At 60.3% G+C, this 20,310-nt stretch carries 17 protein-coding genes, 1 tRNA gene and 2 pseudogenes; 17 read left to right on the top strand and 3 right to left on the bottom strand.

Annotated features, from left to right (window positions below; all coding sequences use genetic code 11):
- The first annotated feature begins 166 nt into the window (after window positions 1–166).
- Window positions 167–787, top strand: coding sequence for a transglycosylase SLT domain-containing protein (locus ACVWZP_RS09705; protein WP_046384012.1), 621 nt, complete (start codon window positions 167–169; stop codon window positions 785–787).
- A 12-nt stretch (window positions 788–799) separates the two neighbouring features.
- Here ACVWZP_RS09705 and ACVWZP_RS09700 read toward each other — a convergent pair whose 3' ends face one another.
- A complete protein-coding gene (locus tag ACVWZP_RS09700) occupies window positions 800–1,687 on the bottom strand; it encodes a nitrilase family protein (protein ID WP_057004913.1) in 888 nt (295 codons plus the stop codon).
- A gap of 314 nt (window positions 1,688–2,001) precedes the next feature.
- Between ACVWZP_RS09700 and ACVWZP_RS09695 the strand changes: the two genes are divergently transcribed.
- From ACVWZP_RS09695 to ACVWZP_RS09660, 8 genes and pseudogenes are all read left to right on the top strand, one after another.
- The gene (locus ACVWZP_RS09695; protein WP_046384010.1) at window positions 2,002–2,253 is read left to right on the top strand and encodes a hypothetical protein; all 252 of its coding nucleotides are present in this window, start codon (window positions 2,002–2,004) and stop codon (window positions 2,251–2,253) included.
- A gap of 283 nt (window positions 2,254–2,536) precedes the next feature.
- Window positions 2,537–2,881 (top strand): FKBP-type peptidyl-prolyl cis-trans isomerase, encoded by a 345-nt coding sequence (locus tag ACVWZP_RS09690; RefSeq protein WP_017847066.1) that lies wholly within the window; start codon window positions 2,537–2,539, stop codon window positions 2,879–2,881.
- Between the two features lie 3 nt (window positions 2,882–2,884).
- Window positions 2,885–3,139: pseudogene (locus tag ACVWZP_RS09685) on the top strand (GNAT family N-acetyltransferase); the annotation flags it as partial.
- 567 nt (window positions 3,140–3,706) lie between these two features.
- Entirely contained in the window at window positions 3,707–6,412 is a 2,706-nt protein-coding gene (gene mgtA, locus ACVWZP_RS09680; RefSeq protein WP_079443313.1) for a magnesium-translocating P-type ATPase, read from the top strand.
- 86 nt (window positions 6,413–6,498) lie between these two features.
- A complete protein-coding gene (locus ACVWZP_RS09675) occupies window positions 6,499–7,215 on the top strand; it encodes an MgtC/SapB family protein (RefSeq protein WP_017847070.1) in 717 nt (238 codons plus the stop codon).
- A gap of 301 nt (window positions 7,216–7,516) precedes the next feature.
- Window positions 7,517–8,143, top strand: a complete 627-nt coding sequence (locus ACVWZP_RS09670) for a response regulator transcription factor (RefSeq protein WP_017847071.1) — start codon at window positions 7,517–7,519, stop codon at window positions 8,141–8,143.
- Window position 8,144: 1 nt separating this feature from the next.
- Window positions 8,145–11,762: a transporter substrate-binding domain-containing protein gene (locus ACVWZP_RS09665; protein ID WP_457369706.1), complete on the top strand. Its 3,618-nt coding sequence runs from the start codon at window positions 8,145–8,147 to the stop codon at window positions 11,760–11,762.
- 134 nt (window positions 11,763–11,896) lie between these two features.
- Entirely contained in the window at window positions 11,897–12,319 is a 423-nt protein-coding gene (locus tag ACVWZP_RS09660) for an ANTAR domain-containing protein (RefSeq protein WP_177029747.1), read from the top strand.
- 170 nt (window positions 12,320–12,489) lie between these two features.
- Here ACVWZP_RS09660 and ACVWZP_RS09655 read toward each other — a convergent pair whose 3' ends face one another.
- Window positions 12,490–13,566: a 3-deoxy-7-phosphoheptulonate synthase gene (locus tag ACVWZP_RS09655; protein ID WP_457369705.1), complete on the bottom strand. Its 1,077-nt coding sequence runs from the start codon at window positions 13,564–13,566 to the stop codon at window positions 12,490–12,492.
- A gap of 619 nt (window positions 13,567–14,185) precedes the next feature.
- Between ACVWZP_RS09655 and ACVWZP_RS09650 the strand changes: the two genes are divergently transcribed.
- Window positions 14,186–14,953 carry a carbon-nitrogen hydrolase family protein gene (locus tag ACVWZP_RS09650; RefSeq protein WP_108525634.1) on the top strand — a complete coding sequence of 256 codons (768 nt, stop codon included), beginning with the start codon at window positions 14,186–14,188 and terminating at the stop codon, window positions 14,951–14,953.
- Window position 14,954: 1 nt separating this feature from the next.
- Window positions 14,955–15,401: a GNAT family N-acetyltransferase gene (locus ACVWZP_RS09645; RefSeq protein ID WP_046384004.1), complete on the top strand. Its 447-nt coding sequence runs from the start codon at window positions 14,955–14,957 to the stop codon at window positions 15,399–15,401.
- Window positions 15,402–15,456: 55 nt separating this feature from the next.
- Here ACVWZP_RS09645 and ACVWZP_RS09640 read toward each other — a convergent pair whose 3' ends face one another.
- The gene (locus ACVWZP_RS09640) at window positions 15,457–15,696 is read right to left on the bottom strand and encodes a DNA-binding protein (RefSeq protein ID WP_046384003.1); all 240 of its coding nucleotides are present in this window, start codon (window positions 15,694–15,696) and stop codon (window positions 15,457–15,459) included.
- Window positions 15,697–15,779: 83 nt separating this feature from the next.
- Between ACVWZP_RS09640 and ACVWZP_RS09635 the strand changes: the two genes are divergently transcribed.
- The 6 genes and pseudogenes from ACVWZP_RS09635 to ACVWZP_RS09610 form a co-directional block, all read left to right on the top strand.
- A complete protein-coding gene (locus ACVWZP_RS09635; protein ID WP_017847078.1) occupies window positions 15,780–16,136 on the top strand; it encodes a helix-turn-helix domain-containing protein in 357 nt (118 codons plus the stop codon).
- A gap of 165 nt (window positions 16,137–16,301) precedes the next feature.
- Window positions 16,302–16,943: a response regulator transcription factor GacA gene (gene gacA / locus ACVWZP_RS09630; RefSeq protein WP_026140040.1), complete on the top strand. Its 642-nt coding sequence runs from the start codon at window positions 16,302–16,304 to the stop codon at window positions 16,941–16,943.
- A 1-nt stretch (window position 16,944) separates the two neighbouring features.
- The gene (gene uvrC, locus ACVWZP_RS09625; RefSeq protein WP_017847080.1) at window positions 16,945–18,768 is read left to right on the top strand and encodes an excinuclease ABC subunit UvrC; all 1,824 of its coding nucleotides are present in this window, start codon (window positions 16,945–16,947) and stop codon (window positions 18,766–18,768) included.
- Window positions 18,769–18,800: 32 nt separating this feature from the next.
- The gene (gene pgsA / locus ACVWZP_RS09620; RefSeq protein WP_017847081.1) at window positions 18,801–19,361 is read left to right on the top strand and encodes a CDP-diacylglycerol--glycerol-3-phosphate 3-phosphatidyltransferase; all 561 of its coding nucleotides are present in this window, start codon (window positions 18,801–18,803) and stop codon (window positions 19,359–19,361) included.
- Window positions 19,362–19,424: 63 nt separating this feature from the next.
- Window positions 19,425–19,500 (top strand) — tRNA-Gly (locus ACVWZP_RS09615).
- Between the two features lie 235 nt (window positions 19,501–19,735).
- A pseudogene (locus ACVWZP_RS09610) lies at window positions 19,736–20,293 on the top strand (tyrosine-type recombinase/integrase); the annotation flags it as partial.
- Between the last annotated feature and the right edge of the window lie 17 nt (window positions 20,294–20,310).

Below are 20,310 nucleotides of genomic sequence, written 5' to 3'. Positions count from 1 at the left end.
CGCATGCGAGTTACGACATCCAGGCTGCGCGATAGTGCAGCGCAACTGCCCCGTGCGATCTGGCGCACGCTGCTGTTGCGCACGGCGCTGAGCGTTTCCTTTCTTCACCTGCCGCGTTGAATGGGTAAAATGCCGGCTTTTTACGCGTATCCCGCAAAGGTGCATCTTGAACGCAGGCAAAGCTGTCGGCTTGTTATTACTCACTTCGCTGCTGGCGGCCTGCGGCACCTCGCCACCCCGCACGCCCAACGACCTCTGCGGCATCTTTCGCGAAAAGGCCGACTGGTACGACGCCGCCCAAGTCACCCAAAAGCGCTGGGGCGTGCCGATCCAGTTGCCGTTCGCCATCATGTACCAGGAATCGGCCTTCCGGCAGGACGCCAAGGCTCCGCGTAACTACCTGTTGTGGATCATCCCCTGGGGCCGCGTCTCCACGGCCGCCGGCTATGCCCAGGCCAAGGATGAAGTGTGGAACGACTACCGCAAAAGCACCGGCCGCAGCGGCGCCAGCCGTCAGGACTTCGACGACGCCATCGACTTCGTCGGTTGGTACATGGACAAGACCTACACCATCAACGGCGTTTACAAGTACGACGCCTACGGCCAATACCTGAATTACCACGAAGGCTGGGGCGGCTATCGCCAGCGCACCTACGCCAGCAAAGCCTGGCTACCCCCCGTGGCCAGCAAAGTGCAGGCTCGCTCGCAGCTGTATGCGCAGCAATATGCGGGTTGCAAGAATGATTTGGGGCGTGGGTTCTGGAGCCGGTTTTGGCATTGGTTGTGAGGCCGCTCGTGCTCAACGCGGCAATGCTCGATGCTGCATATAGCCCAGCATCTGATCGTACAGGTCAACCCGCCGATCCCTTTGCAGATCATTGAGGCTGTTCCAGATGGGCGCACTGCGCGCGCTGCTCAGGTCGATATCGGCGAACAGGATTTCCTGGCGATTGGCCGACGCCACCTTGCCGATAGGCCACCCATTGGTCCCGGCAATCAGCGAACACCCCAGGTAACGGGCATCGCGCTCTTCGCCGATTCGACTGGCGGCGGCAATAAACACGTTATTGACGTGTGCTGCCGTCATCGTCAGGTAGGACGCCATGCACCGCCCGGCGTCGTCGAACAGCGGGGGTGGCGTCCAGACCCAGTTGTTCAGGCTGCAAATGATATCGGCACCCTGCTGGCTGAGAATGCGCGGGACTTCGGGAAACCAGATGTCCCAACAGATCAGCATGCCGATCCGTCCGATCGGTGTCTCGAAGACTGGAAATCCCGTGTTTCCCGGGGTGAACCACAGCTTCTCCAGGTTCCATAGATGGGCCTTGCGGTACTTGCCGATAAAACCGTCCGGGCCGAGCAGCACCGCTGTATTGAATAATTGCGCTCCGTCGATTTCGTTCAGGCCCGCCGCCAGATAGACCTGGTACCGGCCGGCAAAGTCGATCCATGCCCGCAGACTCGGACCGTCTGGCACCGCTTCGGCGTGATCGAACGCATCTTTGCGGCTGGAAAAGAAGTAACCGCAGTTGGAAAGCTCCGGCAGCACGATCAGATTGGCGCCGCCGTTCGCTGCCGCGGCTGCCAGCTCCAGGCTACGTCGCAGGTTTGCGGTACGGTGGTCCACACCGACCTGGGGATCGAATTGCACAACAGAAACACGTACAGGGCTTGTGGCTTGGTTCATTGCGGGGTGATCTCTTTGGATGGCTACAGCCAAAGTGGCTGGCGTTCCATAAGAGGTGATTTGACGGGCGGGAGAAAATCGGGCGCTTCCGGTTGAGGTGTCAGTGGGCTCTTGATAGTTCGCTGCCCATATTCGTGGAGAGAGGTCAGGTCTTTTGGTCCCAGCGAAATTGGATCGACATGCACTAGCGTTGGTTGTGAGAACGACACCCGGCAACTGGTACAGACCTGTGAACTCTGACAGTAGGCAGGATGCAGTGAGCTTCTTAAGCTGCTGCGTGTGCCCTCACGCATTGTTGAAGAAGGAAACTGACAATGAAAAAGTCTGAATTTAGCGCTTACCTTGATAAAGAGATTAATACTGCCCAGGGCCGTATCTCATCCAAGGACAGCAAGTCCGATAAGGTCGATTCGGGCCGGGTGGAGTTTTTGACAGCGTTGAAGGATGTTGTCGATGGGAAGCCCCAGCCTAAAAATGTGGGCGTTGTCGGCGCCGTCAATGACGTGTTGCAGACACTAGGTCTGCTCTCTCGCGACAAAACCTTACTATCCGGCCTTGAGCTTTGAGGCGGTGATTGCTTTTGTTGTGGTGAGGCAATCGCCCCTCATCACAACGCGTGCCGCCGGTTCAGCTCGGCAGCATGCACTCCAGCGATCAATTCACCGCCCCCTCAGATTATGTTCACCGAGTGCGATCTCGAAATAGCGCCTGTGCGCGAGGTGCTGCCCAGCCGGCGGAAACGCCCCGCAGGTTAAAGAGAAATGTCATTGAGCCGACGCTTCCTACACTTGCCAAACCCACCCAATTCTGGGAAAACCCCAGCCTTTGCGCAGTCAACGAGAGCCCCCCATGAGCGACGAACAACTCCAGATCACCGACATCCGCCCCGGCACCGGCAAGGCCGTGGTCAAGGGCGCGTTGATCACCACTCAATACACCGGCACCCTGGAAGATGGCACGGTGTTCGATTCGTCGTGGGAACGGGGCAAGCCGTTTCAGTGTGTGATTGGAACGGGCCGGGTGATCAAGGGCTGGGACCAGGGGTTGATGGGCATGCAAGTCGGCGGTGTACGCACATTGTTCGTACCGGCGCACCTGGCGTATGGCGAACGTTCGATGGGCGCGCATATCAAGCCGAACAGCCCTTTGCGCTTTGAAATTGAATTGCTGGAAGTACTGACGCGCGATGATTGAGGGCGGCGGTTACACGCCGACCTCGAAGCATGGGCCGTCACGCAGGGGGCCGAGTGGCTGCGCCTGACGGTGGTGGTCGGTAATCGCAAGGCCGAGCGTTTCTGGCCGAAACTGGGGTATGTGCCGGTGCGTATTCGCGAGGGGATCAGGATGGGGCGACAGCTGAATACGGTGTCGATTCAGGTCAAGGCGCTGGTGGGTGGGCAGGTGGATGATTACCTGATACGGGTGCCGCTAGATCGACCTGTTGCACCTTAGCTGCGGATAGACACATTCAACCTGTGGGAGGGAGCTTGCTCCCGATGGCGATGGTGCAGCTAGAGATAAGCTAACTGCCCCACCGCCATCGGGAGCAAGCTCCCTCCCACATTTATGCCTCGGAGGGCTTCAAGATAGGGGTTCCTGAACCCATCCTGAAGAATCCTCTTATTCATCATGCAGGTACTTTCCTACGGTTTACTCTCCTGTAATCGGGGCGTAAGCTTCGCGCGTTTTCATCAATAGCGGAGACCCTCAGTGGGTACTTGTTCAAGTGACAGTCGTCGGCCGGTTTCGGTAACCGGCACAGACTTGGCAAGGTAACGCGCATTCTTCCGATGCCGTTGTCTCGCCAAACAGCGAGAAGCGGCATCCCGGCAGCGACCAGTCCTGGCGCCTGCCTCGATCCACTCTCATCGACGCTGACCAGCACCTGACTCACCTCAGGTTGCTACGGACGCGCCTGCCTTTTTGCGGCGGGCGGGCCAGGCTGGCTGTGCCTTTTTGATCGGGCGCGGCGCAGTTGGCCGTACCTGCACGACGGTTTCCTCGCGCAGGAGTAACACCATGAACTTCACTCTGTTGAAAGAGTTCTTTGCCGGCTTCCTGCGGACCCGGCATATCGCTCGGCATTTCCGTCGCCTGGCACTGCTCGACAGCGTCACCGACGCCAGCGTCAGCCGCGAAGTCCCGCCGAGCCTGGCGCAAACCCTGGTGGCTGCGGCCAACAGCGGCGCGGAACAATTGCTGGGCACCCTGGGCAGTCACGCCGAAGGCTTGGACGTCCAGGAAGCCGACGCGTTGCGGGAGCAATACGGCCTCAATGAAGTCGAACACGAACAGCCGCTGCCCTGGTGGGTCCACCTGTGGCATTGCTACAAGAACCCCTTCAACCTGCTGCTGACCTTGCTGGCGGTGATCTCCTGGCTGACCGAAGACATGAAGGCCGCCACGGTGATTTTTTCCATGGTGGTGCTGTCGACCCTGCTGCGTTTCTGGCAGGAGGCCAAGTCGAACAAGGCTGCCGACGCACTCAAGGACATGGTGAGCAATACCGCGACGGTGTTGCGCCGCGAGGCGGCCAAACCCATCGAGCTGCCGATCAAGCAACTGGTGCCGGGCGACCTGATCGTGCTGTCGGCCGGCGACATGATCCCCGCCGACTGCCGCGTGCTCAATGCCAAGGACCTGTTCGTCAGCCAGGCGGCGATGACCGGCGAATCGATGCCGGTGGAGAAGTTCGCCCAGCAGAAGGATGCCAAGACGCGCAACCCGCTGGACCTGGAGAACATCCTGTTCATGGGCACCAACGTGGTGTCCGGCGCGGCGACGGCGGTGATTCTGACCACCGGCAACAGCACCTATTTCGGCGCGTTGGCCCAGCGCGTCACCGCCACGGATCGCGCGACCACCTCGTTCCAGCAGGGCGTCAACAAAGTCAGTTGGCTGCTGATCCGCTTCATGTTCGTGATGGCGCCGCTGGTGTTGTTCATCAACGGTTTCACCAAGGGCGACTGGACCGAAGCGCTGCTGTTCGCGCTGTCGATTGCCGTGGGCCTGACCCCGGAAATGCTGCCGATGATCGTCACCTCGACGTTGGCCAAGGGCGCGGTGTTTCTGTCGCGCAAGAAGGTCATCGTCAAGCGCCTGGACGCGATCCAGAACTTCGGCGCCATGGACGTACTGTGTACGGACAAAACCGGCACGCTGACCCAGGACAAGATTTTCCTGGCGCGCCATGTGGACGTGTGGGGCGAAGAGTCCGACGACGTGCTGGAAATGGCCTACCTCAACAGTTACTACCAGACCGGTCTGAAAAACCTGCTGGACGTGGCGGTGCTGGAACACGTGGAGGTGCATCGCGAGCTGAAAGTCGCCACCGCGTTCCAGAAGGTCGATGAGATCCCGTTCGACTTCAACCGGCGCCGGATGTCGGTGGTGGTGGCCGAGCAAGGCCAGCCGCACCTGTTGATCTGCAAAGGCGCGGTGGAAGAGATTCTGTCGGTGTGCAACCGGGTGCGCCACGGTGACTCCAACGAAGCGCTGACCGATGAGTTGCTGGCGCGCATCCGCCAAGTGACCGCGGCATTCAACGAAGAAGGCTTGCGGGTGGTCGCGGTCGCCGCGCAGCCGATGTCAGCGGGGCGCGATACCTACAACCTGGCGGATGAAAAAAACCTGACGTTGATCGGTTATGTGGCCTTCCTCGATCCGCCCAAGGAAAGCACCGCGCCTGCCCTCAAAGCCCTCAAAGCCCACGGCGTGGCCGTCAAAGTGCTGACGGGCGATAACGAACTGGTCACCGCCAAGATCTGCCGCGAAGTGGGCCTGGAGCAGCAAGGCCTGCTGATGGGCAACGACATCGAGGACATGACCGACGCCGAACTGGCCAAGGCCGTGGAAACCACCAACGTATTCGCCAGGCTGACGCCGTCGCACAAAGAACGCATCGTGCGCCTGCTCAAGGCCAACGGCCATGTGGTGGGCTTCATGGGCGATGGGATCAACGACGCACCGGCGCTGCGCACGGCCGATATCGGTATTTCGGTGGACAGCGCGGTGGACATCGCCAAGGAAGCGGCTGACATCATCCTGCTGGAAAAGAGCCTGATGATCCTGGAGGAGGGCGTGCTCGAAGGCCGGCGCACCTTCGCCAACATGCTCAAGTACATCAAAATGACCGCCAGCTCCAACTTCGGCAACGTGTTTTCGGTGTTGGTCGCCAGTGCGTTCATTCCGTTCCTGCCGATGCTGCCCATGCATTTGCTGGTGCAGAACCTGCTGTACGACATTTCGCAGATCGCGATTCCATTCGATAACGTCGATGAAGACATGCTCGCCAAGCCGCAACGCTGGCAACCGGGGGATGTGGGCCGTTTCATGCTGTTTTTCGGGCCGATCAGTTCGATCTTTGACATCACCACGTTCGCACTCATGTGGTATGTGTTCGATGCCAACACCCCGGACCACCAGACCCTGTTCCAGTCGGGTTGGTTCGTGGTGGGGTTGCTGACCCAGACGCTGATCGTACATATGATCCGCACCCCGAAAATCCCGTTCCTGCAAAGCCGTGCGGCAATGCCGCTGATGGTGATGACGGGGGTGATCATGGCCGTGGGGATTTTCCTGCCGATGGGGCCGCTGGCGCACTACTTCAAACTGCAGGCGTTGCCGTCGCTGTACTTTGTGTTCCTGCCCGTGATTCTGTTGGGGTACATGGCGTTGACCCAAGCGGTGAAGGGCTACTACATCCGTAAGTTTGGCTGGCAATAACAGTTGTATCGAACGCCCCTGGGCCCGGCGGGAGCCGGGCCTGCCCGCGATGGCAGTGGGGCTGCCGCCGCATTCATGGAGTTTTTATGCAGGCAATCAACAACATCAACCTCGATTCCCTGATCGATACCGTGGTCAGCCTGACCGCCGCGTTTATCCTCGGCGGCTTGATCGGCTTCGAGCGCCAGTACCGCCAGCGCACGGCGGGCTTGCGCACCAACGTGCTGGTCGCAGTGGGCGCGGCGATTTTCGTCGACATGGCCAACCGCCTGGGCGGTGCAGACGGTGCTGTGCGGGTGGTCGCCTATGTGGTGTCGGGCATCGGCTTTCTGGGGGCCGGCGTGATCATGCGCGAAGAAGGCAACGTGCGCGGGCTCAACACCGCCGCCACCCTCTGGGCCTCGGCCGCGGTGGGCGCCTGTGCCGGTGCCGACCTGATCCTCGAAGCGCTGCTGGGCACGCTGTTCGTACTGGCGGCCAATACGCTGCTGCGGCCGATCGTCAATAACATCAACCGCCAGCCGCTGGATGTGGTGTCGGCGGAGGTGACCAACATCCTCTATGTGATTGCACGGCGTAGCCAGCAACAGGCGGTCATGGTGTTGCTGGAAGCCGAGCTGGCACGTTGCAACTACCCCGCCAGCGATGTCGATGTGCGCCCGTTTGGCAGCGAAGAAGTGGAGATCGAGGCGACCCTGGCGGCCACTTCCGTAGACGGTGATGAACTGGACGCCCTGGTGACGCGCATTTCCATGTCGAGCCTGGTGGTGCAGGCTTTCTGGAGCCCAAGTACCACCGACTGATCCACCCTGGTCAAGCCTAGGCATACCCAGGATTGGCTATGCTTTTGTAAGGAAAAGTCCTACACGCAGTCAGGATTATCCCTTCGTAAGAAACATCACCCCATTGCTAAGGTTGATCGCTGCGGCTGGCCGGCAGCAATGATATGGCTTCATATGTTCGTGGTGATTTTCAAGGGAAGGGACCAGGCACCCGTCTGTTGGCGCTCTGAGGGACTGTACCGTTCGTCGGGACTGTCAATTCTCACAGGTGGCTGGGTCCCGTGTGATGTGTCAGCGTACTTTGTCCTCTCAGGGGTGTTTTATGAGCAAAGCGTTAGTAGTGGATGACCACCCGTTTATTCGTGCCACTGTCAAATTTCTGTTGAAGCAGGAAGGTTTTACTGAAATTGATGAAGCGGGTAATGGCGCGGATGCCGTGCAGAAGGCCAGAGAAGGGCGCCCGGACCTGGTGATTCTCGACCTGGCGATGCCCAAGTTGGGTGGCCTGGAGGTCATCAGTCGGATCAAGGCCTTGGGCCTGCCGTGCAAGATCCTGGTGCTCACGTCCTACTTGGCGGTGTTTTTTTCGACCCGGTGCATGCGGGCCGGTGCCATGGGGTTTGTCGCCAAGACCGGCGAGTTGGACGAGCTGCAAAAAGCAATCAAGGCTGTGATGTGCAACTACAGCTGCTTTCCCAGCCTGCCCACCAGTTCGGTGCGCCGCGATGATTTGCAGACCTCCGAGCACGAGTTGGTGGAAGCTCTTTCGGACCGCGAGTTGACGGTGCTGCAGAAGCTGGCCCTGGGCCTGGGCAACAAGGAAATCGCCGAGGACATGCTGCTGAGCCACAAGACCATCAGCACGTACAAAACCCGCCTGAAGGAGAAGTTGCGCATGTCCTCCGTCGTGCATTTATCCAAGTTCGCCCAGCGCAATCACTTGATCTGAAATGACTGCCACTGCGTTCAGGCGGCTCGCCGCTATCTTGTTGCTGGGTCTGTTGCCCATGCTCGCAGTGGCCGTCGATCAGCCACACGCGCTGCGCCTGTTGGGGCACTCTCAGCTCGAAAACCCCCGCCTGATACTGGATGAAACCGACTGGCGCTGGCTACGTGAGCGGCGCACGTTGGTGATGGGGGTGTCGGCGCCGGATTACGCGCCATTCGACCTGAGCAACAACAACGACGAGCTTGAGGGCATTACCGCCGATTATGCGGCGCTGGTGGCGCAGGCGTTGAATATCATCATCGAGGTGCGACGCTACGACACCCGCGATGAAGTGATTGAAGCGCTCAAGCAGGGCGCGGTGGATTTCGTTGGCTCGGCCAACGGCTATGAAGCCGCAGACCCTGAGTTGGAGCTGTCACGCTCTTACGCCAACGATCAACCCACCCTGGTCACCCGCATCGGAGACACCCAGGCCCTGAGCGCGGACTTGGCCGGCAAACGCGTGGCCATGCTGTATCACTACATGCAGCCCGATGCCGTGCAGCGGTTCTACCCCCACGCGCAGTTGCAACTGTTTGCCTCGACCTTCGAAGCCATCGGTGCGGTGGCGTTCGGCCGGGCCGATGCGTACCTGGGCGATGCCATCAGCACCCGGTACCTGATCAACAAGAACCACCTCAATAACGTGCGCGTGGCGGATTTTTCCGGCCTGGAGGTCAACCCTTTCGGGTTTGCGTTCACCAAGGACAATATTCGCCTGCGCAATATCATCAACGCCGCGTTGGCCATCGTGCCGGTCAACCAGCAGATGGATATTCTGCGCCGCTGGAGTGCTGGCGGCAGCGGTTTCATGGAAGCCGAACGGCTGCGCCTGAGTGACAGCGAGCAGCGCTGGCTGGAGAAACACCCGCGGGTGAAAGTGGCGGTGCTCGACAAGTTCGTGCCATTGTCGTTTTTCAATGAGCAAGGGCAATTCGAAGGGCTGAGCGCGGAAGTGCTGGCGCGGATCAGCTTGCGCACGGGCCTGAAGTTCGATGTGGTGAAGGGCAGTTCGTTGCCTAGACAAATCGATGAGGTCAATGCTGGCCAGGCAGACATGCTGGCGGTGATTACCCCCAGCGTCGAGCGGACCGAGAAGTTGCGCTTCACCCGGCCTTACCTGTCCAACCCGTATGTGCTGGTGGTGCGCGCCGAAGACGAGTGGCTGGTTACCCTGGAAGACTTGCCCGGAAAGCGCCTGGCGTTCATTCGCAGCAACAGCCTGGGTGAGCAAATCGCGCGGGATTACCCCGGTATTGAGTTTATCGACAGCGCAAACCCCGAAGCCGCCATGGAGTTGGTGGCCAATGGCGGGGCCGATGCGACTGTTATTTCGCTCATCAGTGCGCGCTACATGATCGCGCGTCATTACCGCGACCGCTTGCGTATGACCAGCACCGTCGGCACGGAGCCGGCGCGGATCACGTTTGGCGTCAACCGCAGCCAACTGGAGTTGTATTCGATCCTCGACAAGGCATTGTTGAGCATCACACCTGAGGAGCTGGATGAGCTGACCAATCACTGGCGCAGCGAGATCATCATTGAAGACAGCTACTGGCTGCGCCATCGCAACGCAATCATCCAGGGTTTCAGTCTCGCCGCGGTGCTGTTGTTGATCACCCTGTGCTGGGCCTTTTACCTGCGCAGCCTGATTCGCAAGCGCGCCCAGGCCGAGCGGGCGTTGAGCGATCAGATGCGCTTTATGAGCGTGTTGATCGACGGCACGCCTCACCCGATTTACGTGCGCGATCGCCAGGGGCGGTTGATGGCCTGCAACAATGCCTACCTCGACGTGTTCGGTTTCAAGCTCGAAGACGTGATCGGCAAGACCGTGGTGGAAACCGACACCGGTAACCCGCCGCAAGCCCAGTCGTACCATGACGACTACCTGAAGTTGATGGCGCGGGGCGAGCCGCAGATTCATGACCGGATCCTCAGGGTGCCGGGCGGCGAAGTCCTCACGATTTACCATTGGATGCTGCCGTACCGCGACGGCGACGAGAAGGTCGTGGGTATGATTGCCGGCTGGGTGGATGTGAGTGAGCGCCACCGCTTGCTGGGCCAGTTGCAGGAAGCCAAGGACGATGCCGACGCCGCCAACCGCGCCAAGACGACGTTCCTGGCCACCATGAGCCACGAGATCCGGACGCCGATGAACGCGGTGATCGGCATGATCGAGCTGGCGCTCAAAAGCGCCGAGCAAGGTCGGGCGGATCGCGATGCGCTGGAAGTGGCGTCGGTGGCCTCGCGCGGCATGCTGGAATTGATCGGCGACATCCTGGACATCGCCCGGATCGAATCCGGCCACCTGTCCCTGGCCCAGGAGCCCGCCAACCTGCGTGAGCTGCTGGCCTCGGTGGTGCGGGTTTTCGAAGGCCTCGCGCGGGCCAAAGGGCTGGCGCTGCGCGTGACGCTCGATCCGGCGCTCGATCGCCCGGTGCTGATCGACCCGCTGCGCTTCAAGCAGGTGGTTTCGAACCTGCTCAGCAATGCCATCAAGTTCACCAGCAAAGGCCAGGTGCAACTGGGCGCCCAGGGCGATGTCGCCGAGGATCAACTGCGGCTCAGGTTGTGGGTGCAAGACACCGGTATGGGCATCAGTGCTCAGGACCAGCAGCGGCTGTTCAACCCGTTCAGCCAGGGCAGCAACGCTGAACAATCGGCGCGCAGCGGTTCCGGCCTGGGGCTGGTGATCAGTCGCAGTCTGTGCGAAATGATGGGCGGTCAGTTGCACCTGAGCAGCGTGCTGGGGCAGGGCACCCGGGTGGACGTGAGTGTGGCGCTGAGCCTGGCGGCCGCGCTGCCGGTGCCGGCTTCGGCGCCTGCTCCGCACAGCCCACCGACACGCGCGTTGAGTATCCTGGTGGTGGATGACTACCCGGCCAACCGTTTGCTGCTGGCCCGGCAGTTGAGCTTCCTGGGGCATCGCATTACCACGGCCGAGGACGGTGTGCAGGGGCTCGCGCTGTGGCAGGCCGGGCACTTCGATGGCGTGATCACCGATTGCAATATGCCTCTGAAGGACGGTTACACATTGGCGCGGGATATTCGTACTCAAGAGCACGAGCGAGGCCTGGTGCCGTGCCTGCTGTTGGGGTTTACCGCCAATGCCCAACCCGAAGAAGCCGAGCGCTGCCGCCAGGCGGGCATGGACGGGTGCCTGTTCAAGCCCACCGGGCTCGAAGACTTGCGATCGGCCCTGGCGCCGCGCATGGCGAGCCTATGCGAGCCGCAAGCCGAACCGGCGTTCGATCTGGGAGCGCTGATCATGCTGACGGGGGACGATCATGCCGCGCTCAACGAATTGTTGATGCCGCTGCTCGACAGTCTGGAAGCCGATCAACGGCTATTGCCGTCATTGCGACGCCAGGCCGACTTTGCCCAGTTGCATGACCTGGCACACCGCGCCAAAGGCGGCGCGCGGATGGTCAAGGCGCACGCGCTGATCGCTTGTTGCGAAACCTTGGAGGCCGTGTGCGAACGGCAGGACCTCCAGGCGTTGGGGGCAGCGGTTGAGGACGTCGAGCAGGCGATCGATGATTTGCATCACAGCTTGAGCGTTTATTGCAATCAACCTTGACGCGGTTGGGTGGTTATTCGGTGGATTTGGGACAACTCCTACATGAAGGGGGAACATGCCTGATTTTGTCTGCGGGATATGTCTGGAAAATGGGCTGCTCTCACTCAACGAGCACAGCCTGCCAGGGGTTTGCCATGCCGAACAAAGCACTGACCATCCTGATTGCCGATGAACAGCACCTGCAACGGTTGTATATCGAAAAAATGCTCAACCGATTGGGGTATCACCGGATTGTGCCGGTGCAAACCTTTGAAGAGGTCCAGATCCTCACGGCGATCCCGGCCAAACCCTTTGATGTGCTGATCGTCAATGCAGGCTTGGCGGCCCACGCCGGTGGGCCGCAGGCCCAGGTACGCCACGTGCTGGTCTACGATCACCTGGACCTGGGCGTACCCGTCGGCTCGACACCGCAGGTACTGGTCCGCTTGCCCGGCGTACCGGATAACATCAACCTCGAGCACTTCATGGACATCATCGACCCACCCGAGGCCGCCGCGGGCCTGCGGGTATTGCCCTGGCTGCGGGAATTATCGCGCACGCCGGTGGCCGGGGTTTAGTTCCGCGTCGGCGCGATGCCATTGGGGTTATCAGGCGCTGGCCCCGTCACGGCCCGCAACCTGCAACATGTCGGCAGCGCTCAAGGTCAGTTACAGGGCCTTGAGGTTGCTCTCCAGGTTGGCGGCCGTCCGGCTTGCCCGCGCTTTGCAGGCAAGCCGGTGTCCATTGCTCAGCCGATGGCGTGTTCGCGCAAGCGTTGAGCTGCGCTGCGCAACAGCTGCTCGGTGCTGTCCCAACCCAGGCAACCGTCGGTCACCGACACGCCGTATTTCATCGCCGGGCCCAATGGTTGGCAGCCTTCGAACACGTGGCTTTCGAGCATCATGCCGATCAGCGAAGTGTCGCCCTGCAGGCGTTGCTCCAGCACTTCATTGAACACTGCCGGCTGACGCAGCGGGTCTTTGCCACTGTTGGCATGGCTGCAATCGACCATGATCCGCGCGGTCACCTTGGACTTGGCCAGGTCCTGTTTCACCTGGGCCACGCTCTGCGCATCGTAGTTCGGCCCACGGTGACCGCCGCGCAACACCAGGTGGGTGTCGGGGTTGCCCGGGGTCTGGATGATCGCCGGGTGGCCCTGGCTGTCGACGCCGAAGTGCCGGTGCGGGTGGGACGCCGAGCGCATCGCATCGCAGGCAATGGCGACGCCGCCGTCGGTGCCGTTCTTGAAGCCGACGGGCATGCCCAGGCCGCTGGCCATTTCGCGGTGGATCTGCGACTCGGTGGTGCGTGCGCCGATGGCGACCCAGCTGAGCAGGTCGTCGAAGTAGCCGGCGGCCATCGGTTGCAGCAACTCGGTGGCGACCGGCAGGCCCAGGCGCAGCATCTCACGCATCAGTTCGCGGGACAGGCTGAGGCCGGCGGCCATGTCATCGCTGCCATCCAGGTGCGGGTCGTAGGCCAGGCCTTTCCAGCCAATGGTGGTGCGCGGTTTTTCGACGTAGGCGCGGATTACCAGCAGCATCTGGTCGCTGACGTCCAACGCCAGTTTCTTCAGGTTGCGTGCGTATTCCATGGCCGATTCCGGGTCGTGGATCGAACACGGACCGACGATCACCAGCAAACGTGAATCTTCGCCATTGAGAATGGCGCGCACGGCTTGGCGATGGGCGTGGATTTGCTCATTGAGGAATGGGCTGAGAGGTAACTGGTGCTTGAGTTCAAGGGAACTGGGCAAGCGCAGGGTCAGCGCTTCATTGGTGCTGGTCAGGGTAGAGACGGGCAGAACGGCGACGGAGGAGTTCATCTTCAAGGCTTCCTGGGCAAGCGGCGGGCGATTCCCGCACGCTCTGCCCTACTGGGGTGTTCGACAATTGGCCGTAGTGGCTACGTGTGTTGGCTTGCCACCGATAGGTGACCGATCGGAGGCGGCAGGCTGTCCCGAGCGGAGCTTGCTAAATCGCCATGCAGTGCTGGTGTCGTAGCGGTAATAGGTGGCGTAGTTCATGTCGTGATTCCTTTAAATGGTCTTGATCAAACAAAGTGTTCAGGGCTGAAAAAACAAAACCCCCGATCGGGGAGCCGACCGGGGGTTAGATTTCTCTGGTAGGCGACCCCTTGAGCAGTGGGCGCCGATTTCAGGTATCAGGCGCGCCAGTGGCTAAACCAATACCCAAAATAAAAGCTGACCAGTGCGCTCAAACCGTTCACACGGGTAGCCGATACCGAGCGCGAGGCGCTGGCAGCAGGGCAAACCTGGGTGTGGGTGAGTTGCAACATGGTGGCTCTCCAAATGATGGTGGCAGCTTACTAGAGGCGCACGGGTGGATTCAATCGGTAATTTCTATTGTGTGGAGGTACTTACGACTATGGGGTGAGTGCCGATATGCTGGTGGCCACTCAATAATGATTGCCGGGACGCGACCATGACTGCCTTGACCCTTGCCGCCGCTCAATCCGTTTCCATCGCCGGCGACGTACCGGCCAATATCCTGCGGCACCTGGCGTTCATGCGCGCCGCGGCTGAGCAGGGTGTGCAAGTGCTGGTGTTTCCGGAGCTGTCGTTGAGCGGGTATGAGCCGTCCTTGGCGGCTGAGCTGGCAATCGCCCCCGAGGACGCGCTGTTGACGCCGCTGCGCGAGATGGCGCGGGAGCTGCGCTTGACGGCGGTGGTGGGCATGCCGATCCGCTTGGCGCCAGGGGCGGGCGTGTCGATCGCCGCGTTGGTGCTGGGAGCAGACGGTTCGCTTGCGGTTTACACCAAGCAGCATCTGCATCCCGGCGAAGAGGTGGCGTTTGTCGCGGGGCAGGGCGGTGACGTGCTTGAGTGGCGGGATGATCGGATCGCGCTGGCGGTCTGCGCCGACTTTTCCCACGCCAGCCATGCACGTCAGGCTGCGCAAGCGGGCGCCACTGTATACGCCGCCGGCGTGCTGATCAGTGAAGGCGGCTACGCAACGGACAGTGCGTTGCTCCAGGGCTACGCCGCCGAGCATGGCCTGGTGGTATTGATGGCCAATCACGGTGGCCCCTCGGGCGGCTGGGCGTGCGCGGGGCGCAGTGCTATCTGGGGCGCCGATGGGCAGGTGCTTGCCGCCGCGCCAGGGGTGGGCGACGCGCTGGTCATTGCCCGTCGCGATGGCGGGCGCTGGACCGGTCAAGCGGTAGCACTGTGGGCTGAAGGGGCGCGATGACATGACGTTTCACTTGCGCGCGGCGACTGACCAGGACCGCTCATTTGCCCGGACGCTGACCTACGAAGCCATGCGCGGCTACTACGCGCAATACCGTTTGCTGTGGTCCAACGATGGTTTCGACGTGGCCTGGGCGGGGCGCGAGAATTGGCTGATCTGCAGCGACGATACCGTGGTGGGCTTTATCAGCCTGAGTCGCGACAGCCAGGCGCTGTACATTCGCGAGTTGCATATTCTCGAACCGTTCCGTGGCCGTGGAGCAGGCAGCTGGGTACTGGAGCAAATGGCACTCAAAGCGTGCGGTCAAGGTCGCGGTCTTTTACGGTTGACCGTGTTTAAAACCAATCCGGCAAAAAGGCTTTATCAGCGCAAGGGCTTGCAAGTTGCGGGTGAGGAAGCGTGCTTCTGGTGCATGGAACGCGATTGTCGGCCCATGTCCGCAGACTAATAAGTGACTCATTTGCGCAAAACAGGCACAACGGCTTAATAAGCGCATACTGAACCTAGGGCAATATTTCTTGTTCCTGCCTCAGAGGCTCATTCTCGGCAAGGATGATGCCTTCTTTCATGCCCAGAAGGACCGCTACCTTATGGGCCTCTCCCCGCCGTCCTTTCTTGCGCCCAGCGAGCACCTGATACGTGGTTGCCGGGTCGACACCGTGTTCCCGGGCGAACGCTTGAACCGACTTACCTTGGTGTTCAAGCCAAGCCTTGGCTTGTGCAGCAGTACGAATTCCGGGCATAGTTCAAAACCGTTCAAGTTTGTGTAACCAAGGGATCAGCGTATCACCTCTTGGGGTGTGCCAATTTAGGATCATACATCCAAATGAGTGGAATCGGTTTGCGTCTAAGGCAGGAAAGAGAGCGGCTTGGGTTGTCGCAAAAAGTGTTTGGTGAAATTGGAGGCGTTGAAGCGAACGCACAAGGCAAATACGAAAACGGCGGGCGGGCGCCGAAGGCCGATTATTTATCGCGTGTGGCCGAAAGAGGCGTGGATCTTCTGTACGTATTAACAGGCGCTCCCACGCCGGCGCAAATGGATAACTTGAGTCAGATCGAAGAAAAGGTGCTGGGCAACTATCGGGCGATGTTCAAAGAGGACCAGGACGCGATCCACCGATTGACCTCAACCTTGGCTGAACATTCGTCAATGTTGATAATGAATGGTAAATCCAAGCTGTAGCCCGGGATTCCTGACCTTTCCCCCAGGAAATAGCGTTGCGCGTCGTTCGACGGGCGCGCTTCCCGGCGTCAAGCGCTATATATATGACACTTGCAACTAGGTCTGCGCCTTGGTTTTTTGCTAAGGTGTTCAGCAACCTATAAGACCATATCGCGAGGTGTCTGCTTGATTAGGGTGCTAGTAGTCGATGACCATGATCTCGTTCGTACAGGCATTACACGAATGCTGGCTGACATCGATGGCCTGCAAGTAGTCGGCCAGGCTGAATCGGGTGAAGAGTCCCTGATCAAGGCCCGGGAGTTGAAACCCGATGTGGTGTTGATGGACGTCAAGATGCCTGGGATCGGCGGCCTTGGCGCCACTACCAAATTGTTGCGCAGCCACCCGGACATCAAAGTCGTGGTGGTCACCGTGTGCGAAGAAGACCCGTTTCCTACACGTCTGCTGCAGGCGGGGGCGGCGGGATACCTGACCAAGGGCGCAGGCCTGGCGGAGATGGTACAAGCCATTCGCCTGGTATTTGCCGGCCAGCGCTACATCAGCCCGCAGATCGCGCAGCAGTTGGCGATCAAGTCCTTCCAGCCCACCAGCGATTCGCCGTTTGACGTGCTGTCGGAGCGTGAAATCCAGATCGCCTTGATGATTGTCGGCTGCCAGAAGGTGCAGGCCATCTCCGACAAGCTGTGCCTGTCCCCCAAGACCGTCAACACCTACCGCTATCGCATTTTCGAGAAGCTCGCCATCAGCAGTGATGTTGAATTGACCCTGCTCGCGGTGCGCCACGGCATGGTGGACGCCAGCGCCTGACATGACCACACCGTTTGATCCGAGTGCCTTTCTCTCGACCTGCAGCGGCCGCCCCGGCGTGTACCGCATGTTCGACAGCGAGGCGCGCCTGCTGTATGTGGGCAAAGCCAAGAACCTGAAAAACCGCCTGGCGAGCTACTTCCGCAAGACCGGCCTCGCGCCGAAAACCGCGGCCCTGGTGGCGCGTATCGCCCAGGTCGAAACCACCATCACCGCCAACGAAACCGAGGCGCTGCTGCTTGAGCAGACGCTGATCAAGGAATGGCGGCCGCCTTACAACATCCTGCTGCGTGACGATAAATCCTACCCCTACGTGTTTTTATCTGACGGCGACTTCCCACGCCTGAGTATTCATCGGGGCGCGAAGAAGCAGAAGGGTAAATACTTCGGACCTTACCCCAGCGCCGGTGCGATCCGCGAAAGCCTGAGCCTGCTGCAAAAGACCTTTTTCGTGCGGCAGTGCGAAGACAGCTTCTACAAGAACCGCACCCGGCCGTGCCTGCAATATCAGATCAAGCGTTGCAAGGCACCCTGTGTCGGCCTGGTTGAACCGGCGGAGTACGCCGAGGATGTGCGCCATTCGGTGATGTTCCTCGAAGGGCGCAGCAACGCCCTCACCGACGAACTCTCCGGCGCCATGGAACAAGCCGCGAGCACCCTGGATTTCGAGCGAGCCGCCGAGTTGCGCGACCAGATCTCCCTGCTGCGGCGTGTGCAGGACCAGCAAAGCATGGAGGGCGGAACCGGCGACGTCGATGTGATCGCTGCGTTCGTCAACCCGGGTGGCGCCTGTGTCCACCTGATCAGTGTGCGTGGCGGTCGGGTGTTGGGCAGCAAGAACTTCTTCCCGCAGACCGGGATCGACGAGGAGGTCGCTGAAGTCATGGCCGCGTTCCTGGGCCAGTATTACGTCAGCAGCCCCGAGCGCGACTTGCCGTCGGAACTGATCGTCAACGTGGTGCATGAAGACTTCCCGACGTTGATCGAGGCCATCCACGCGTTGCGTGGCCGTGAACTGGACATCAGCCACCGCGTGCGCGGCACGCGGGCGCGCTGGCAGCAACTGGCCGTGACCAACGCCGAGCAGGCCCTGAGCGCGCGCCTGGCGAATCGACAGCACGTGGCCGCGCGCTTCGAGGCCCTGGCCGAAGTCCTCAACCTTGACGAACCGCCCCAGCGCCTGGAGTGTTACGACATCAGCCACTCCAGCGGCGAAGCCACGGTGGCGTCCTGCGTGGTGTTCGGGCCGGAGGGGCCGATCAAGTCCGATTACCGGCGCTACAACATCGAAGGCGTCACCGCCGGCGACGACTACGCCGCCATGCACCAGGCCTTGACGCGCCGCTTCAGCAAATTGAAGGAGGGGGAGGGCAAGCTCCCCGATATCCTGCTGGTGGACGGCGGCAAGGGCCAGTTGTCCATGGCTCGCGACGTGCTCAACGAACTGGCGGTGCCCGACCTGATCCTGCTCGGCGTGGCCAAGGGCGCCACGCGCAAGGCCGGCTTCGAGACGTTGTACTTGAATGATGCCGCCCATGAGTTCACGTTGAAGGGCGACTCGCCTGCGCTGCACCTGATCCAACAGATCCGCGACGAAGCCCACCGTTTCGCCATTACCGGCCATCGCGCCCGTCGCGGCAAAACCCGGCGAACCTCAACCCTGGAAGGCGTGGCCGGAGTAGGCCCGACACGCCGACGCGACCTGCTTAAACATTTTGGTGGCTTGCAAGAGCTCTCCCGTGCCAGCATTGACGAAATAGCTAAAGCACCCGGTATCAGTAAAAAGCTCGCTGAGTTGATTTATGCAAATCTGCACAGCGAGTAGAATGCCTTCTCACCTCGTAGCCAGTTGTGCCGATGAATATCCCTAATCTGATCACCGTTCTACGCGTCCTGCTTATTCCGATTTTCATTTTGTTGTTCTATTTGCCTTACGAATGGAGCTACATGGCCTCCAGTTCGGTGTTCGCCGTTGCGGCCGCCACCGATTGGCTCGACGGCTACCTGGCCCGACGCCTGGAACAGAGCACGCCGTTCGGCGCGTTCCTCGACCCGGTGGCCGACAAACTGATGGTGGCCGTGGCCCTGGTGCTGCTGGTGCAGGAACACGGCAACCTGTGGCTGACCTTGCCGGCTGCGGTGATCATCGGCCGCGAGATCGTCGTTTCGGCCCTGCGCGAATGGATGGCCGAAATCGGCGCCCGCGCCCACGTCGCCGTGTCGAACATGGGCAAATGGAAAACCGCCGCGCAAATGCTCGCGTTGGTGATCCTGCTGGCCAACCCGTCGGACTTTTCCTTCTGGGTCTTGCTGGGCTACGCCTTGCTGCTCATCGCTGCCGGCCTGACGCTGTGGTCCATGCTCCAGTATTTACGCGCTGCCTGGCCTCATCTGCGCACCACTGTTGAAAAAAAATAAAACTTTTTTGAATCAAGGGGTTGACGGGTGCTGAGGATTCTATAGAATGCGCCTCACCAAGACGCGGGAATAGCTCAGTTGGTAGAGCACGACCTTGCCAAGGTCGGGGTCGCGAGTTCGAGTCTCGTTTCCCGCTCCAAACATAGCGCTACAGAGTTCCACTGAATTCTGTCAGCGATCGAAACAAGGACCTTCGGGTCCTTTTTTCGTTCCGGCGGGAACCACTGACATCCAGCACCGTCCAGTGCTTTTAAGTCCCGATTTAACTCCCGAATGAGGGACTTGGATTTGGATATGCACTGAATCGGTTTTTTGCTGGAGCAGCTTGGATAGCGAGACGAGCATCCGCTCCTGACTCTGTTCAGGAGCTCGCTATGGCACTCTCGGATACGACCGTTCGGCAAGCCCGAATCACCGGCAATGACTACACGCTAGGCGACACGGATGGGCTTGCGCTCAACGTGACGGCCCGCGGTGGGAAAATCTGGCAGTTTCAATACTGCTGGGCGGGCGTGCAGAAGCGCATGTCTCTCGGTAGTTATCCGCAAATCAGCCTCAAAGAAGCCCGTGCGCGACGTGATGAGGCGCGCGCCTTGGTCGCCCAAGGCATCAATCCCTATGAGCACCGTAAACAGCAGCGTCGTGCTGTTCGTTTTACGGCAGAGCAGGCCTTCGAGGCCGTGTTCAATCAATGGGTGGAGTTCCGCAGGCTAAGCCTGAAGGAAGGGCGCCAGAGCACGCTCTCGCAAATCTTGAGAATCTTCAACAAAGACGTGCTGCCCACACTGGGCGGGCGGTCTATCTACGATATCAATCGTCACGATCTGCTGGATTTGCTGAGCAGGATCGAACAGCGCAAGGCCTTAACGACAGCTGAAAAGTGTCGGGCCTGGTTAAATCAATTGTTCCCCTATGCGTTGGTAAAAATCGAGCATAGGCTGGAGATGTC

The organism is Pseudomonas sp. TE36184 (genome assembly GCF_054060055.1).
This window is presented reverse-complemented; position numbering and strand designations above follow the sequence as displayed.

Bases quoted from the DNA above. Each gene is read 5' to 3' on its own strand.
- ACVWZP_RS09700 (WP_057004913.1), bottom strand. From the start codon at position 1,687: ATGAACCAAGCCACAAGCCCTGTACGTGTTTCTGTTGTGCAATTCGAT.
- ACVWZP_RS09695 (WP_046384010.1), top strand. From the start codon at position 2,002: ATGAAAAAGTCTGAATTTAGCGCTTACCTTGATAAAGAGATTAATACT.
- ACVWZP_RS09690 (WP_017847066.1), top strand. From the start codon at position 2,537: ATGAGCGACGAACAACTCCAGATCACCGACATCCGCCCCGGCACCGGC.
- mgtA (WP_079443313.1), top strand. From the start codon at position 3,707: ATGAACTTCACTCTGTTGAAAGAGTTCTTTGCCGGCTTCCTGCGGACC.
- ACVWZP_RS09675 (WP_017847070.1), top strand. From the start codon at position 6,499: ATGCAGGCAATCAACAACATCAACCTCGATTCCCTGATCGATACCGTG.
- ACVWZP_RS09670 (WP_017847071.1), top strand. From the start codon at position 7,517: ATGAGCAAAGCGTTAGTAGTGGATGACCACCCGTTTATTCGTGCCACT.
- ACVWZP_RS09665 (WP_457369706.1), top strand. From the start codon at position 8,145: ATGACTGCCACTGCGTTCAGGCGGCTCGCCGCTATCTTGTTGCTGGGT.
- ACVWZP_RS09660 (WP_177029747.1), top strand. From the start codon at position 11,897: ATGCCGAACAAAGCACTGACCATCCTGATTGCCGATGAACAGCACCTG.
- ACVWZP_RS09655 (WP_457369705.1), bottom strand. From the start codon at position 13,566: ATGAACTCCTCCGTCGCCGTTCTGCCCGTCTCTACCCTGACCAGCACC.
- ACVWZP_RS09650 (WP_108525634.1), top strand. From the start codon at position 14,186: ATGACTGCCTTGACCCTTGCCGCCGCTCAATCCGTTTCCATCGCCGGC.
- ACVWZP_RS09645 (WP_046384004.1), top strand. From the start codon at position 14,955: ATGACGTTTCACTTGCGCGCGGCGACTGACCAGGACCGCTCATTTGCC.
- ACVWZP_RS09640 (WP_046384003.1), bottom strand. From the start codon at position 15,696: ATGCCCGGAATTCGTACTGCTGCACAAGCCAAGGCTTGGCTTGAACAC.
- ACVWZP_RS09635 (WP_017847078.1), top strand. From the start codon at position 15,780: ATGAGTGGAATCGGTTTGCGTCTAAGGCAGGAAAGAGAGCGGCTTGGG.
- uvrC (WP_017847080.1), top strand. From the start codon at position 16,945: ATGACCACACCGTTTGATCCGAGTGCCTTTCTCTCGACCTGCAGCGGC.
- pgsA (WP_017847081.1), top strand. From the start codon at position 18,801: ATGAATATCCCTAATCTGATCACCGTTCTACGCGTCCTGCTTATTCCG.